Origin of the sequence: Ramlibacter sp. (assembly GCF_035554825.1) — a bacterium.
Classification (GTDB): Bacteria; Pseudomonadota; Gammaproteobacteria; order Burkholderiales; family Burkholderiaceae_C; genus Ramlibacter.
Window position 1 is genome coordinate 17,576 of the sequence record NZ_DATMHS010000175.1, and the last position, 15,672, is coordinate 33,247.

The window sequence follows — 15,672 nt, forward strand, 5'->3', positions numbered from 1 at the left end:
GACGCTACGATGCAGAGCGGGAGGTCTCCATGGCACTTGTACTCTACGAATGTCCGCCGACCCGATCGACACGCGATCGTTGGGTGTTGCAGGAGCTGGGCGTCCCTTTTGAGGCGGTCGTGGTGAACCTTGCGGCTGGCGAGCACCGTAGCCCTGCTTTCCTCGGCATCAATCCCGCGGGCAAGCTGCCCACCCTGGTCGACGACGGCCACGTCGTCACTGAATCTGCTGCCATTGCGTTCTACCTTGGCGACAAATACCCGGAAAAAGGCTTTCTGCCGCAGGAAGTCGCTTCACGCGCGCAGGTGTTGCGCTGGCTCTTCTTCACCGTCACCGAGTTGGAGCAGCCGCTCTGGCGTATGGCGAAGCACCGCAGGATTTACCCGGAGGCACTGCGACTGCCTGCAGAAATCGAATTGGCGAAGCAGGATTTCGCGGCGAGCGCTGTTGTCCTTGACCTGCACATGCGGCAGCACGAGTTCGTCGCCGCAGACCGGATCACAATCGCCGACTTCGTGCTCGCCTACACGCTGGATTGGGCGAACGAGGCTTCGCTGCTTGCCGAATTTCCGACGCTCGTCGGCTACATGGAGCGGATGTATGCCCGGCCTAGGGCGCCATCTCGCATTCGGGCCTCACGGTAGGACGCGGGAACGCAACACAGCTGATGATGGCTGCTTCACCTGCGGCCGGTCGCAGCGTCCGTCCGTAGCGCAGGGGATGTCGAGACTTCTCGTGATCTGGAGTGCCCCGGGATGTCCTGGATCAAACGGAGCTGCAGGCGCCGCCGGCCGGCACGGCTAAACCAGGGATCAGTCGTGAAGACCCGCAGCAGGCGGTGCTGCTCTCCACGGCAATCAAGCGGTGAATCTGCTTCCGGGCGAGATGACCTGCGCGCTGAACTACGGGGGCCGTGTGCAGCTGAAGCTAGAGCGGCTCGCCTCTCAATCGCCATTGCTCAATCCTTCCCCGCAGCCCAGACCGGCAGCGGGGGGCACCGATGCTCTTACCCTGGCATTGCCACTGTTCGAAAGAACGCAGGCCGAAAGCAGTTCGATGGACGGCCGCTCTCGGCCAGAAGCGGCCGTGGCCTTGTGCTCAGCGTGCCACCGCCGGCACCGCCCGTCCACGTGCCGCGTGGACGCGTACCGACCGTGTACAGCGGCGAACCGGGCAGCAGCACGGCGGCGTGCAACACCCGGGTCAGGGCGAGGCGTAGAGCGAGCAGCAGAAAACGCTGACACGCGTCTGGCGGTTGCCGCCCGCGGAGGCCAGCGCCAGACCGGTCGTCGCGCCGGCATACACCGACGCGTCGAGCTGCGTCTGTGGACCGTCTGTCGTGGCCGTCACCTGCACCTGCTGGCCGGAGCGCACGTCGAGGACCTGCTCGAGCCGAGCGAGCGTGCCGCCGGACGGACCGTGCGGCACGCCGACCCGGGTTGCGCTCTCCTGCGACACGACCGTGCCCGTGGCGGGATCGGTGACCCGCCACGCGTAGTCGAAGGAGGCGGGGCTGCCCGAGCGCGTGCCGGTGATGATGATTCGCACCTGCTTGGCCGAGCCGTCCCCCACAGCGTGGCAGCACGCCAGGGATGCGTCTATCCATTGGCCGTTACGGAAGGGGTCGGGTTCAGAGAGCCCGGCGGCTTCGGCGAAAGCACCGCCGCCGGCGTCGACGCGCATCGTCATCGTGCTGCCGACCGGGACGGAGGGCACGCCCGCCAGATCCACGCCGAAGGTGCCGATGCTCGCCTTCAGTGAGTCGCGCTCGGCCGAGCGCAATACCACGTCCAGAGACGTGAACAATTTGCGCAGCACGTCGTCGCGATAGCTGCCAGCTTCCTGGTAGCGATAAGCGCGGGCGTTCATCGGGGCCGAGGACGAAGCCGTGATGCGCACGTCGTGCTCGCCGTAGTCGGAAAACCCGCTGAAGGTTTGCGAGATCACGGGGCAAACCGTCACCCACTTGGTGAAGCTGAAACCTGTGACGTCGACCGCCGTGATCCGCAGCGGCAGGTTGGATGTGCAAAACCGCGTGCCGGCCTCGCCCAGGAAGATAGGCGGAATCTCGAAGACGTATTCCGCGTCCTGCGCGTTGGTGCCGTTCGGTGCAGCCAGCGAGAATGTCGACAGGTCGTTGACCAGCACGTCGACACGCGCCAGCGCGTTGCTGCCGATCGCCGCGGCTCCGGCCGCCGGGCGGATCGTGAGCGTGCGCGTCGCAGCCACGTCGTACACGCCTTCGAAGCGGATTGTCGGCGTGCCGGCGCCGTTGGTTGCGGTGACCTCCGCGCCGCCACCGCCGCAGGAGCCCACAAGCAGCGCCAGCATCCATGCGATGAAATGTCTCATTCTTCCAATGTAGGCGCACCTGCGGCGCTTTGCCACTGACCGCCACCACAGATGGCCGCGGACATGTTGCAGCGTGCTGCGAGGAATGTCTGGTTTGGGGCGGAAGCAGCCTTCGCGCTGCTTTCATGCTGTGAATGCTCCTGGGCCAATAGAGCGCATGTCGAGCTCTTTCTCAGGAACGCAGCCGCTGAGGAGCCGCCACATTTCGCCCAGGCCCATCCTCTGTCGGTTCGCGGGTACTGTGCGTTGGTCCCAGTGCGCGTGGCAGCGACGACGCCACCCACACTGACGCAGCGGGCGCCCGCCGGGGCGATTCTCCGTGACGAGTGCAGCATGCCCCTGAGGTTGCTGGGGCCGGCCAGGCCTGCACCGTGCGCCGGTGCTTCGCCTGGCACCCGCGATAGGCACGCGGAGACAGTCCGAGTGGAGATCAAGCGCGGCGCGCTGGCCGTCAGCATAGTTGGTCTGATTGCAGCAACCAGTCAGTGCGTGGCCTGGCTGGGCCAACTGCTTCGATGATTCGCATCGAGGCGATGTGGCTCGCCGCGCAGGCGGTCGGTTTGCGCTGCGACGCGGGGCTACGAAAGGAGCAGCAGGAGCCGCCACGCGCCCGCTGCGATCAGCGCGAGACCGAGGGCCGTCGCGATGCGCTGTCCCCCGGGCGCCAGTTTCTCGATGGCAACCGCCAGCGACAACGCGGCGATCCAGGCCAGGTTCATCACGCCGCCCACGAACAGCAACGCCATCAGCGCCCAGCAACAGCCCAGGCACAGCAGTCCGTGCCGCACGCCCATCACCAGCGCGCCTTTCAGGCCTGCGCGCCACTCCCCGATCAGGAACCCCATCGGCGACCGGCAGCCGTCGAGGCACAACCGCTTGAGCGGAGAGAACTGGTAGCCGCCGGCCAGGAGCAACAGCGCTGCGCTCAGGCCGGGCGAAGTGCTGATGATCATCTGGTCGACCCAGTCGACCGCCTGCAGCGCCCACTGGGCGCCGGTGGCCGCCACGCTGAAGGCCAGCCACACGGCGAGGTAGGCGGCGGCGAAGCTGCGGCCGTGGGCCGGCTGGCCGGACCGCGAAGACAGGCGCCCGAACGTCAGCACCATGGGCAGCGCCGACGGGAGCATCATGGCGGCCATCATCACGGCCCACATCAGCCAGATGGCCAGCGCGTTCGACGCAGTCCAGCGCGCCGACTCCGGCATCGTCAACTCGGCGAACGGATGATCCATGTGCAAAGCCATCCAGGCCAGGAATGCCCATGCGGCAACGCTGACGGCGAGGAGCGCTGTCGTTTGCCATCCTTGCTGACGCACGAGCAAACCGATTGGAGCCTCAGCTCCCGGAGCGGAACTCTGCTGTTGCACTGCCCACCACCTTTCCGCGTCGGAAGGCGGCGGCCGGTCGACACGAATGCCCCACGATCCGCCTCTTTGCGCGCGCTGTCAACGGCGGCGAGCGGCGCACTGCCGAGCCATGCATACCCATGGGGCGCGCATGGTGCAACCGGCCGCTTGCGGCAGATGCGCCGGCGCCATAAGCTGCCTGTCCACACCAGGTTGCAAGGAGTCACGCGATGGCCTCATGGCAAATCTCGGGTCAGTACATGGAGACATGCAATTGCGCATTTCTCTGCCCCTGCATCACGTCCAACCTCACGGCGCGCCCGACCGAAGGAGATTGCAAGGCGGCGGTCGCGATGCGCATCGACAAGGGAGCGAAGGATGGCGTGAGCCTGGACGGGTTGTCGTTCATCGTCGTGATGGAGTCGCCCGGCCCGATGGCCGAAGGCAACATCACCGTGGGCCTGATCGTCGACGAGAAGGCTTCCGACGAGCAGGCACAGGCGATCGGCGCGATTGCCACCGGGGCTGCCGGCGGACCGATGGCGGCGCTCGGCCCGCTGGTCGGGCGCGTCGCCGGGGTGGAGCGGCGGCCGATCCGGTTCGAGTCCGACGGACTGCGCCACTCGGTGAGCGCCGGGGACCTGGTGACCCAGGCCTGCGAAGGGGTCGCGAGCGCCGGCAACGCGCAGGAGGCGATCTGCATCGACAACACGGCGCATCCCGTCAACAGCCGCCTTTCGCTGGCGAAGGCGACCGAAAGCCGCTTCGACGCGTTCGGCATCAGGTGGAAGGATTCGAGTGGCCAGCGCAACGGGCACTTCGCTCCGTTCGCGTGGAGTGCCTGAGGCGCCGGCCGCCAGGCGCGTAGCCGCTCGAGCGGGCGGTTCGCCAAGACCGCGCGCGAGCCCTCTGCGGCGCCCAGACTCGCGCCGGTCTTGTAGCTGGCCCTACTGAACGCCAGCGACCCGCTGCACCATCGAGTACAGCACCTGCATCTGCAGGCCGGTCTTGATCGCATAGTTCGGGTCGGCCTGGTTCGAATAGCCCCACCAGTCGAAGCAGGCATTGGGGTTCGTGGGGTCCGGCGCAGAGGTGGCGATCGTGTCGGGGTACAGCACGATCAGGCTGTTCGTGTCGGCCCACTCGTTGATGCCGGCTTGGCCCACCCACTTGTTGCCGATCAGCGCGGACTGCTGCTTGCAGCCGTGCAGCGCAAGCACGAAACCGCAGGTCCGGCCTTGCGAGCAGGACTTCGGCACGAAGACGGACCCGGTCGGACTCAGCGACACCTTGGGCGAAGCCCCGAATTCCGTCTGGTCGAAGGTCATCAAGCTGCCCTGGAGCTTTCCGTTGTTGCGCGGCGCGAGTGAGCCCAGGAACATCGTGAGCCAGGTTTTGACCGAGTCGTACACGGCGCCGTTCTGCGAGCACCGGACCATGAACGGACTGCCCGCGGTGCCGCAGTCGAGCTCACCGTTGGGAGACTCCCAGCCGTGGGCCGCCGGAAAGGTGTTGTCGAAACGAACGTTGGCCCCATAGCGCAGGTATTCGGAATTCAAGTCCGCCATCTCGAGCGGGTTGACGGTTGCGTCCTTCGTGCCGGACCAGAGGTAAACGGGTTGGCCGCGCAGGTTCGACGCGGCGTCGATCGTGCCGAGTGCCGACTGCGTCTCGAGGTAGGTCTGCGACTCGGCGAGCGTGCTGTTGTACGAGGCCTGGCCCGTCGGCAAGGTCTGCCCGCCGCAATTGCCCAGGGCCGTGGCCACGCCACCTGCGCCGGCGCACCAGTAAACGCCGCCCGCATAGATCGCCGCGCCCTTGAATGTCGAAGAGTGCGCCACGTGCATCTGCACGGCGGCAAAGCCGCCAGACGAAATGCCGGCGACGAAGATCTTCGCGGGATCCACTTGGTAGCGCTGCAGTTTCACGACCGAAGTCGAGGCGTCCGGCGGCGCCGCGATTGCGGCACTGTGTTGGGTGACGAGGCCGGCCGCCAGAACTGCGGCGACAAGGAACGTGCGCGTGCGTTTCGATGACATTGGACCTGATCCTCCGAATACAACCCATGCTAAGCAAGGGGGCCCGGCGCTACGTAGGACTCCATCCCGATCTTCATGACGCATCGCAGGAAGGGCTCCATGCCGCGACGCAGTCGGGAGGCTGGCGCGCATGCACCGGCCCGCTCTCCGGTGCCAGCGTGCCTCAATGGCTGAGCATCACGAGATGTTCGACAGGTTGATCCACGGCGAGGGGTGGTCCAGCCGGAAGCTCTGAGCGAAGGCAAGCGGTGGCCACGCGCCGGTGTTCGCTCACTGCGAGATGGCAGCACATTGGTTTGCGGCGTTGGCGAGCCGCCGACTCTGCGTGCGCTGCTCCTTCCACTGCGATCAGCGTGTCGACGCGGAGGCGGCGCACGTTGCGCGCCGCGCCGCCACTCCCCGCTCAGAGTAGCGCTCGGGGGTGCTTGGTGAGCCAGCGCCGGCGCGACCCAGGAGCTTGGAAGGGCCGGGAACTGCTTTGCTGTGTCTGAGGACATTGCGTGCGTCTTCCACTGCATGCGTGCGGTGGTGATCGCGCTGAAGGCGGTCTATTGGTCGATAGTTCGGTCAGCCGTTCCAACCCGTGCCGGACGTGACCGCCTTCGGGGGCAGGCGACTATAGTGAAGAGCGCAGCAGCTCCAGGGAGTCTCCATGCGCACGATCGCCGGCCTGGTCGTCCTCGTCCTGACCTTCCTCGTCGGCGCGTGCGGCGACGGCGGTGGCGGCGCGCCGGAGCCGGCGCCAGAGGCGCGGCCGCTGATCCGTTTCAGCGCGAGCATCGCCAGCGGGACCGTCACGGTGGCGCCGCTTGCGGGCGCCGCCTCGATCGGAACGCGCGCCATCGCGCGCGTGGAACTCACGGTCGACAACGGCGCGCCGCAGATGCTGGATCGCACCAATGCCAGCACGGCCGCGGGCCAGCCGGCCTACGCGTTCGCCGTGCCGCCGCCCGCCATGCCCGCCCCGCCGATCCCGCGCTGCGGCGCCGTTCGCAGCTACGAGATCACGGTGACCGACGTCGGCGGAGCCATGCTTACCAAGTACCTGACGAGCTGCGGTGTGCTGACGGCCGGCGCCTTCTCCGACTATGGGGAGCGCGAAGCCACTTTTCGCGTCGTCTCGAACACCGCACCGCTGAACGCGAGCTTCATGCGCGCCGGCGGCGCGGCCGGCGAGTACGTCGACAGCGGCTCCGCCGCCGTGCAGGGGACGCGATCATGGACGGTCGCCGGCCGCGAAGGCGACCCGCTGTACCTGAACGCCTCCTTTTCGACGCAAGCGCCCGATGACGCCGAAGCGACGATCGCGATCGAATCGGCCGGCGCGGTGCTGGGGACGATGAAGGCGGTGAAAAGCACGGGCGCCGTGCTCACGATCGTCTGCTGCCGCGGCTCGCAACCGGGGCCCGCGCAGCCGGTGACCTTCTTCGTCTACCCGACCGCGCTCGGACCGTCCCCCGGCCCCACGGCCGCGCCTTTCGCGGTGAACTTGAGCATCACCGATCCGGTCACCCGCTCGGTGCGGCAATCGTTCAGCGGTGGCGGGCAAGGCAACACCACCTGGACCTTCCAGGCCATGCCCGGCGACGAACTGCGGATGGACAGCAGCGTCGGCGAGCGGGTCTCGGCCAGCGTCGGGATCCGGGCCGGCGACCGGGAGATCGCGCAGGGTAGCGCCGGCGTCGCCGGGGCGCCGACCCGGTTCGCCGTCTTCTGCTGTTCGCTGCCGCGGTGGTGAGCGCCGCGGCGCCGCTCAACGCTTGACGCGCAGGGCCGCGATCGCGGCCTTGAGTTTTTCGTTGGCCAGCTCGCGCAGCTGCTTCGCCTCGGTGACGAGGCCGTCCGCCGGCAGGGGATCGTCCAGCCGCGAGAACAGCAGATGGGTGAGGGAACGCTCGGCGGCGCTGGCCTTGCTCTCGGCGTCGCGCCACTCCGCCAGCCTGGATCGAAACGTATTGCACATAGCCGCGCGAAGCCACCTCCTCGCAGAATCTTCGCGGTCGCAGATGCGACCGCCCGAAACTGTAGGGAGGGTGCATCCGGGGCGCAAGAGCCGGCCGTCGCCCCGGCGGCCGCGCAGCGCCGGCGGATACAAGTCACTGGATGAAGGGTCAGACCGGCCCCGGCGGGCAGGCCCATGCTCATTGGCGGCAGCCTGTCCCCGCCTTGTTCACTGCGTAGGCAGCGTTTATCCACAGCCTTATCCAGTGTCCTTGTTGCACTTTTCCTTGAGCCGGATCAAGCAGGCCCGGCCGCGGCGCGGCGCGGGAGCCGGGCGGACCGGCGTTGGCGCCGCAGCCGCGCCCGCATCACGCATTTTGGTGATGCGCGTGCGGGCGGTTTCGGGGCAGGATCGCCACTCGTTCCGACGGCAGGCGAGGGAGGCCAGATGACGGGAGCAGTCAGTACCGATGCGCCGGTGGCCGCCGTCCGCCACCGCGCGTTCACCATCGAGCATGCGTCGCCGCAGCACTTCGCCGCGCTGGACGCGGCCGGCCGGCCCGCGGGATGGGCCCGGCTGCACCTGTGGCCGCAGCTGCCCGCCGCCGCCGAGCAATGCCTGGACCTGACGCGCTTTGCCGCCCATTACCAGCGCCCGTTCGCCTATGTCTCGATGTTCACGATGCCGGCCGCGGCACGCGGCGGCGACCTGGCCACCGAACTGCTGCGGGCCACCATCCACGCCGCGCAGCGGGCGCCGCATGGCGCGGAGATCGCCTTCTTTCACTGCCATCCGCGGCTGGAGCCGCTCTACACCCGCATGGGCTGCCGTGGCTTCGGCGCGCCGTCGCTCGATGCCCGGCGCGGGGTGGTGGTGCCGATGTTCGTGCTGGGCGGCGACCAGGCGCATTTCGCGGCCTGCGGCTCGCCGCTGCGCACCACGGCGCGCCACTACCCGCTGGCGCCGGAACGCAAGCGCGAGCTGCTCGCGCTCCTGGGGCACGCGCGAGGGGCAGCAACGCCGGCTGCCGCCGGCACCTTTGGTTAAGCTCGCCGCCCCGGTGCCGTGGACCATCTCCTGGATGTGCTCGAACAGCTGTACGGCAACCTCCTGTTCGGCCGCTACCCGCCAGAACTGCTGGCGGCGCTGAACGCCGCCCTGGAAGGCAGCGCGGCGCGCATCCACACCTTCGACCGCGCCACCGGCGCGGTGCTGGCCTGGCAGGCGAGCAACCCGCTGCTGGAGGAGGCCAACGCCGCCTATGCGCGGCGCTGGGCGGCATGCGACCCGGCGCCGCCGCAGCTGGCCAGGATGCCGTCCGGCGGCGTCCTGCACTGCGACCAGGCGTTCGCCGAGCGCTTCGTCGCCGCCAGTCCGTTCTACCAGGAGTTCCTGCTGCCGCTCGGCCTGCGCTGGCGGCTGGCCGGCGTCATCCACCACGACGACGGCACGTCGACCGTCGTCGGCGTGGTGCGCGCGGCGGCGCAGGCGCCGTTCGGGCCGGCGGCGGGACACCTGCTGGAACGGCTGCTGCCGCACTTCCGGCGCGCCGCGCTGCTGCGCGAGCAGCTGTGGCGCGAGGCGACGCCGAGCCCGGTGCTGGCCGACATCGTCGAACACCTGCCGACCGCCTGCCTGGTCGCCGACGCCCAGGGGCGGGTGGTCACCGCCAACGCCGCCGCGGCAACGGCGTTCGGCGAACTCCCGGTCGAGCTGGCCGGGGGCTACCTGCGGATTCTCGTGCCCGAAAAGCACAGCGAGTGGCTGGTCGCCCTGCACGTCGCGCGGCGCACCAACGGCAGCGCGAGCTTCGACCTGCTCACGGAGTCGGCGGCGCTGTGGCAGGTGCACGTGGTGGCGTGGCGCGCCATCGCGCCGCCGCGGGACGCGCTCGAGGAGCAGCTGCTGCTGGTGACGCTGGAGCGCAAGGCCCACGCCAGCGCGCGCCAGCTGCAGGCGCTGGCCGCGCGCCACGGGCTTACCCGGGCCGAAACCGAGGTGCTGGACCTGCTGGCGCGCGGCTATTCACCCAAGGAAATCGCCCAGCGCCGCGATTCGGCCGTCAACACCGTGCGGCACCAGGTCTCCTCGATCCTCGGCAAGACCGGCTGCAGCTCGCAGCGGCAGGTCGTGAGCAAGCTGCGCGGCGCCAGCGCGGACTGAGGCGCGCGACGCTGCGTTGCCGGTGCTAGGCGGCAACCGCTTCCGCAGGCGCGGCGGCGGGCGCCGGCGCGCCAGCGCCTTCCTCCACCTCGCCGCCGAGCGCCTCGAGCAGGTCGGGCAGCAGCCCGCCGAGCTCGCCGGTGACGATCGCCACGTCGGCATCGAAGCCGTCGTCGTCCTTGCCGCCTTCCTGCACGCCGTCCATCACGACGTCCAGCATCTTCAGCTTGCGCAGCTGGCCGGATTCGCTGAGCACGAAGGACACCCGTTCGTTCCAGGTCATGGCCAGCTGCGTGGGCACCTTGCCGGTCGCGATGTGCTGCGGCACTTCGTCGATCTCCAGCGTGTGGCGCGAGTAGCGGACCGTGGATTTCTGGTCGTCGGGCGTCTTCAATTCGCAATCGCGGTCGACGCTGAAGGCGAAGGGCGCCTCGCGCGTAGCCAGCCAGTGGCTCATCGCCGCGGCGGCGGACGTGTTGGTGCGCACCGGCTTGACGGTCAGCGACGGGCCGGCGCCCCGCACCTGGCTCAGCACCTCGATCAGCGCCGTGACGATCCGGTCGGCGCCGCTGAGGCTGCCGCTGTCGACCACCAGGAACTTGTTGGCCGGGTCCAGCCAGAGCAGCGTGGCCGAGCGCTTGGTGAACGCCCGCGGCAGCAGCTCGAACACGATCTCCTCCTTGAACTCCTTCTTCAGCTTGGCGCCGACCCGCTCGTTGCCGGTCTCCTGCTTGTACTTGTCGATCCGCTCGTCGAGCGCCGCCTTGACGGCCGACGCCGGCAGGGCGCGCCGCTCGGTGGCGAGTTTCAGGATCAGCTGGCCGCCCACGCTTTCGGCGAGCAGCAGGCTCTTCTTGCCGCGCGGCGCGATCCAGCCGCTGGATTCGGTTTCGGTGGCCCCGCAGGGCAGGAAGCGGGTCGCCTGGAGGGTTTCCTCGAGTGCCTCCAGCGGCGGCAGCACGAAGTCGGGATTGATTCGAAAGTAGGACGCGCTCTTGAACATCGGAAGCGGTGAAAACGGTGATGCGGACCACGCGCTGGCGCGTGGCTGCGAAGCTGCGCGTTCGAAGGCCGCGGGCGCGTGGGGCGCGGCTGCGGCGTGGCGCAAGGCGAGCGGATTCTAAGGCCGCGGGTCGCCGGCCCGGCCCGCGCCGCGCCCGCTGCGGTCAATTCACAACAGGGCGGGTTCGGCGGACTTGACGACGCGCCGCCGGTACTGTCCGGGCGGCTCGCCGAACCAGCGGCGGCAGGCACGGAAGAAGTTGCTCTGGTCGACGAATCCGAGCTGCCCCGCCACCTGGTGCAGCGTGTAGCGTTCTTCCGCGAGGTATTGGCATGCCAGCTCGCGGCGGGCGTCGTCCAGCAGCTGCTGGAACGAGGTGTGCTCCGCCCGCAGGCGGCGCTGCAGCGTGCGGTCGGCCAGGGCCAGGCTGGCGGCGATCTCCTCGCGCCGCGGCTCGCCGCGCGCGAGCCGGCGCACGATCTCCTGGCTGACCCGGTGACTGGTGCGGGCGCCGTGCAGCCTGGCCAGGCGGTCGCGCAGCACCTGCTCGTGCAACTGCAGCAGCGACGGATTGCGCGACGGGATCGGCGCCTGCAGGTCGGCCGGCGCCAGCCGCAGGCGGTTCTCGGGTTGGCCGAAGCGCACCGGGCAGCGGAACTCCCGGCGATAGCGTTCCAGCTCCGGCGGCGCCTCGAACTTGAACTCCACGGCCAGCGGCTGCACGTCGCGCCGGGTGAGCCACTGGCACAGCGTGACCAGCGAGAGCAGGCCGTAGGCATAGCGCTGGCGCGGCACCGGACGCGCATAACCGGAGCCGCCGAGCACCAGCCAGTGCTGGTCGCCTTCGCGCAGCAGCTCGAAGGTGGCCGCATCGGAGACCACGGCCATGTAGCGGGCCAGGCGCTCCAGGCCGGTGCGCAGGTCCGGGCTCGACAGCATGGCGTAGCCGACCACGTCGAAGTTCACGTACTTGGCGGTGAGCTGCCGGTCCAGACCGAGCGCGGGGTCGCCGCTGCGCGCGACCGCCAGTTCCCACAGCCGGCTCACTTCATCGGCGCCGAAGCGCTCCTCGGGGCACTCGAGGCGGCGCGGATCGATGCCGGCCAGCCGCACCAGCAGCGGCACCTCGATGCCCTGCGCGGCGAACATCTCCAGGATGCCTGTGACCCAGGTGCAGGAACTGGTGCGTTGCATGGTCCTCGCTGGCGCGTGAAGTCACTCGATTGGCCGCGTTGCGACATACCGCCGGGGCTGCCGCTTCCTACACTGGTGGCCTGCCGCAGTGCGGCGGGAGAGGCGATTGCACGGGATTTCCCGGCCCGCCACAAGACGAGGTTTACCCCGAAACACGAGGAGACTGCGATGGGATTTGCGAAATGGCTCACGGTGCTCGGCGCCGGCCTGGCCGCGCTGCTGTCGGGCTGCGGCGGCTCCGACGACGATCCGGCGTTGCGGCTGACGAGCTACGGCCTGGTGCAGGGCACCAACGACGCGGCCAACGGTACGGTGTCCTGGAAGGGCATTCCGTTCGCGCAGGCGCCGGTGGGACCGCTGCGCTGGAAGGCGCCGGTCGAGCCGGCGCCGTGGCGCGAGACGCTGTCGGCGCAGCGCTTCGGCAATGCCTGCCTGCAGAACGGCCGCATCTACGGGCCGGGCGCCAACAACACCTACGACGGCACCATCGCCAGCACCCTCAATACGCCGGTGGGCAGCGAAGACTGCCTGACGCTGAACGTGTGGCGCCCGTCCGGCGACGCCAGCGGCCTGCCGGTGATCTTCTTCGTCTATGGCGGCAGCAACATCTCCGGCTACACCGCCGACCCGGTGTACGACGGCGCCGCGCTGGCGAAGGCGGCCAAGGCGGTGGTGATCACCAGCAACTACCGCGTCGGGCCGCTCGGCTTCTTCAACCTGCCGCAGCTCAAGAGCGGCACCAATGCCGCCGAGGATTCGGGCAACTTCGCGCTGCTGGACATCATCCAGGCGCTCAAATTCGTCAAGAGCAACGCGGCGGTGTTCGGGGGCGATCCCGGCAACGTGACATTGATGGGCCAGTCCGCGGGCGCCATCAATGCCTGGGCGCTGATGACGTCGCCGCTGGCGGCCGGCCTGTTCCAGCGGCTGGCGCCGCTGTCCGGGGGCATCTCGCTGGCCACCAACCTGCCGGCCGGCAGCCTGCCGACGCTCAACCCCGCCAGCACCTACCTGACCCAGGCGAATGCGCTGCTCGCCAAGCTGCTCATCGCCGATGGCAGCGCGGCCGACACCGCCTCGGCCCAGGCGCTGGTCGCGAGCAAGAGCGCGGCGGAGGTCGCCGCGTACCTGCGCGGCAAGGACGCGAAGCTGATCCTGTCGACGCTGCTCGCGAGCGGCCTCACCGGATCGGGCCCGATCCCCGACGGCACCGTGCTGCCCACGGACCCCATCGCCGCGATCGCCGCCGGCAGGTACAACAAGGTGCCGGTCCTGGCCAGCAACACCGCGGAAGAAGGCAAGCTGTTCGCGCCGTTCCTCGCCCTGTTCGGCGGCCCGCCCGGGTTCAAGGTGAGCGATGCCACGCGCTTCAACATGATGGCGAACTACAACGGCGATGCGCCGACGCTGACCGAGGCCGACATCCTCGATCCGGCATACCTGCCGTCGGATGCGCCCACCACGGGCTGGACGGCCAAGACCCGCCTGCTCGGCGGGATCTTCATGACGCCGAGCCGCGACAACGTGCTCAACACCCTGAAGACGCAGCAGCCGACCGTCTGGTACTACCAGTTCAACTGGGCCCGGGAGCCGGCGCCCTGGAACACCGTCTACGGCGCCGCGCACGCCTTCGACCTGCCGTTCGTGTTCGGCAATTTCGGGCCATCGCTGTTCTCGAACGCCATCGCCAGCTCGGCCAACCGGCCGGGCCGGCTCGCGCTGTCGTCGGCCATGATGGCGAGCATCGGGGCGTTCGCCCGCAGCGGCGACCCCAACAACGAGGCGCTCGGCAAGCCGTGGCAACCGTGGCCGGCCAAGCTGATCTTCGATGCCACGCCCAGCCAGGCGGTGATCACGACGCAATGAGGCCGCGCACGGCGGGGCCACCCGCCGCGCGGCGGCGCGCTCAGTGCTGGTGCCCGGCGGGCTTGGCCGGCGCGGCCGGGGCCGGGTGAGCGTCGTGCCCGGTGGCCGCCGCATCGTGCACCCGCTCGACGTAGTGCACGTACTGCACGTACGCGTCCACATACGCCCGGGCGGCGGCGACGTCGTTCGGGTCGTACTTCTTGCGCGCGGTGACGGCCGCGAACTGCTGGTGCAGACCCTGCTGCGTGCGCTGGGTGACGAGCTTGGCGACCGGCTCGAGCTGGCCGCTGGCGATCGACTTGTCGGCGGCGGCGATCGCGGGTTCGATCGCGCCCGCCGGCTTGAGGCCGGTGTAGGGCGCGCCTTCGCCGGCGCGGTGCACCCGCACCAGCGTCTCGAAGAAATAGCTGTCGGCCAGTTCGCGGGCCGCCGCGCCGGTCTTGCGCACGGCCGCGGCTTGCTGGAAGGCATGGCGCAGCTCGGCCTCGTCCTGCTTGCGCACCCAGCCGAGCACCAGGTTGACGTTGCCGGTGTCGAGCGCGCGCCTGGCGTCGCTCACCACCGGTCCGTCGAGCGTGTCGCAATGGGCCTGGGCGGCGCCGGCCCAGGCCATGGCGGCGGCGGCGGCGACGACCGCGAAGGCGCGGCGCAATGGAAGATGGCGGATGGTGGCCATGCGATGACTCCTGAAAGAAGGTGGAAGTGATGGCATGGACCGGCCCGCGGCCGGGCCGTTCCCACGGCCGTGCCCGGACTTAGGAAATCGCAAGAACGGGGCCGCGCCACCCCGCGCAGCTCACTGGCAGGGGTTGAGCGACAGGCTCACCGTGCCGGCGGTATAGCGGCTGTTGTCGAAGGTGCGGCCGACGGTGTCGAAGTCGTGGCCGATCTCGTAGAACGTGCCGGTCATGGTCGCCAGGCTCACCCGGGTCTGGTTCACGCCGGTGTCCATCCAGCCGTCGGCATGCCGTTGCGACGTCGTCATGTTGAAGTAGAGCTCGCCGCCGATGACCGTGGCTTGCCCCGTGACGACGAACGGCTGGTCCGCGGTCGGCAGCCAGCCCGAGACGGCATAGGTGGTTCCACCCAGGTTGGTGACGTCCAACTGCATGGTCATCGCCTGCGGCGTCACCGGGCCGGTCTGGCGCGCGGTCACGGTGCTCACCAGGCACACCCGGCCCACGTACGCCTGCGCCAGCGCCCAGCCGGGCGCCGCCAGCAGCGTCGCGAGCAGCCAGTGCCGCCAGTGCAGGAGCGGCGTCCGGCGCCGCAGGGACCAGTCACCCATGTCGCTCTCCTTCGTTGTTCGGCACAGCTTTGCCCGCTCGGCAGCAAAAATGGTTGACCCGCATCAAGAAGCGGGGCCGGCGGGCCGGCGCCCCGCCGTTCAGGGCCTGGCGAAGCGGGTCAGGCCGGCCGTTCGCCGTGGGTCACCAACGAAAAACGGCGCCCGTGGGCGCCGTCTCGAGAAGAACCGCAGGGGAGCCGGATCAGTCCTCGACGAATGCTTCCTCGCGCTTGGCCTTGATCGAGGGCAGGGCCACGATGGCGATCAGCAGCAGGGCGGCGGCCAGCAGGCCGGCCGACAGCGGACGCGTGACCAGGACGCTCCAGCTGCCGCGCGAGAGCAGCAGCGCCCGGCGCAGGTTCTCTTCCATCATCGGGCCCAGGATGAACCCGAGCAGCAGCGGCGCCGGCTCGCAGCCGAGCTTGATGAACACGTAGCCGATGAGGCCGAAGATGCCCACCATCCACACGTCGAAGGTG

14 protein-coding genes and 1 pseudogene are annotated in these 15,672 nt (G+C 69.3%); 6 read left to right on the forward strand and 9 right to left on the reverse strand.

The window, feature by feature from the left end; genetic code table 11:
- Positions 1 to 29 precede the first annotated feature (29 nt).
- Positions 30 to 644 (forward strand): glutathione S-transferase family protein, encoded by a 615-nt coding sequence (locus VNT59_RS21630; RefSeq protein WP_325502027.1) that lies wholly within the window; start codon positions 30 to 32, stop codon positions 642 to 644.
- Between the two features lie 559 nt (positions 645 to 1,203).
- On the opposite strand, the gene VNT59_RS21635 is transcribed toward VNT59_RS21630, so the two are convergent.
- Entirely contained in the window at positions 1,204 to 2,352 is a 1,149-nt protein-coding gene (locus VNT59_RS21635) for a hypothetical protein (protein WP_325502029.1), read from the reverse strand.
- 578 nt (positions 2,353 to 2,930) lie between these two features.
- Positions 2,931 to 3,719, reverse strand: coding sequence for a DUF2182 domain-containing protein (locus tag VNT59_RS21640; protein ID WP_325502031.1), 789 nt, complete (start codon positions 3,717 to 3,719; stop codon positions 2,931 to 2,933).
- Between the two features lie 209 nt (positions 3,720 to 3,928).
- Between VNT59_RS21640 and VNT59_RS21645 the strand changes: the two genes are divergently transcribed.
- Entirely contained in the window at positions 3,929 to 4,543 is a 615-nt protein-coding gene (locus tag VNT59_RS21645) for a DUF1326 domain-containing protein (protein ID WP_325502033.1), read from the forward strand.
- Between the two features lie 102 nt (positions 4,544 to 4,645).
- On the opposite strand, the gene VNT59_RS21650 is transcribed toward VNT59_RS21645, so the two are convergent.
- Positions 4,646 to 5,737: a prolyl oligopeptidase family serine peptidase gene (locus tag VNT59_RS21650; RefSeq protein ID WP_325502035.1), complete on the reverse strand. Its 1,092-nt coding sequence runs from the start codon at positions 5,735 to 5,737 to the stop codon at positions 4,646 to 4,648.
- A 652-nt stretch (positions 5,738 to 6,389) separates the two neighbouring features.
- Between VNT59_RS21650 and VNT59_RS21655 the strand changes: the two genes are divergently transcribed.
- The gene (locus VNT59_RS21655) at positions 6,390 to 7,475 is read left to right on the forward strand and encodes a hypothetical protein (RefSeq protein WP_325502037.1); all 1,086 of its coding nucleotides are present in this window, start codon (positions 6,390 to 6,392) and stop codon (positions 7,473 to 7,475) included.
- Between the two features lie 15 nt (positions 7,476 to 7,490).
- Here the strand turns inward: VNT59_RS21655 and VNT59_RS21660 are convergent, their stop codons facing one another.
- Positions 7,491 to 7,700, reverse strand: a complete 210-nt coding sequence (locus VNT59_RS21660; RefSeq protein WP_325502039.1) for a hypothetical protein — start codon at positions 7,698 to 7,700, stop codon at positions 7,491 to 7,493.
- A gap of 426 nt (positions 7,701 to 8,126) precedes the next feature.
- Between VNT59_RS21660 and VNT59_RS21665 the strand changes: the two genes are divergently transcribed.
- Positions 8,127 to 8,726, forward strand: a complete 600-nt coding sequence (locus tag VNT59_RS21665) for a GNAT family N-acetyltransferase (RefSeq protein WP_325502041.1) — start codon at positions 8,127 to 8,129, stop codon at positions 8,724 to 8,726.
- A gap of 18 nt (positions 8,727 to 8,744) precedes the next feature.
- On the forward strand, positions 8,745 to 9,842 hold the full coding sequence (locus VNT59_RS21670; protein WP_325502043.1) for a helix-turn-helix transcriptional regulator: 1,098 nt from the start codon (positions 8,745 to 8,747) through the stop codon (positions 9,840 to 9,842).
- Between the two features lie 25 nt (positions 9,843 to 9,867).
- Here the strand turns inward: VNT59_RS21670 and VNT59_RS21675 are convergent, their stop codons facing one another.
- Positions 9,868 to 10,845: a recombination-associated protein RdgC gene (locus VNT59_RS21675; protein WP_325502045.1), complete on the reverse strand. Its 978-nt coding sequence runs from the start codon at positions 10,843 to 10,845 to the stop codon at positions 9,868 to 9,870.
- Between the two features lie 168 nt (positions 10,846 to 11,013).
- Positions 11,014 to 12,039, reverse strand: a complete 1,026-nt coding sequence (locus tag VNT59_RS21680; protein WP_325502047.1) for an AraC family transcriptional regulator — start codon at positions 12,037 to 12,039, stop codon at positions 11,014 to 11,016.
- A gap of 168 nt (positions 12,040 to 12,207) precedes the next feature.
- Between VNT59_RS21680 and VNT59_RS21685 the strand changes: the two genes are divergently transcribed.
- Positions 12,208 to 13,905 carry a carboxylesterase/lipase family protein gene (locus VNT59_RS21685; protein ID WP_325502049.1) on the forward strand — a complete coding sequence of 566 codons (1,698 nt, stop codon included), beginning with the start codon at positions 12,208 to 12,210 and terminating at the stop codon, positions 13,903 to 13,905.
- A 40-nt stretch (positions 13,906 to 13,945) separates the two neighbouring features.
- On the opposite strand, the gene VNT59_RS21690 is transcribed toward VNT59_RS21685, so the two are convergent.
- From VNT59_RS21690 to VNT59_RS21700, 3 genes and pseudogenes are all read right to left on the reverse strand, one after another.
- On the reverse strand, positions 13,946 to 14,581 hold the full coding sequence (locus tag VNT59_RS21690) for a DUF6448 family protein (protein WP_325502051.1): 636 nt from the start codon (positions 14,579 to 14,581) through the stop codon (positions 13,946 to 13,948).
- A gap of 120 nt (positions 14,582 to 14,701) precedes the next feature.
- Positions 14,702 to 15,193 carry a hypothetical protein gene (locus VNT59_RS21695; protein WP_325502053.1) on the reverse strand — a complete coding sequence of 164 codons (492 nt, stop codon included), beginning with the start codon at positions 15,191 to 15,193 and terminating at the stop codon, positions 14,702 to 14,704.
- A gap of 202 nt (positions 15,194 to 15,395) precedes the next feature.
- A pseudogene (locus VNT59_RS21700) lies at positions 15,396 to 15,672 on the reverse strand (tripartite tricarboxylate transporter permease); the annotation flags it as partial.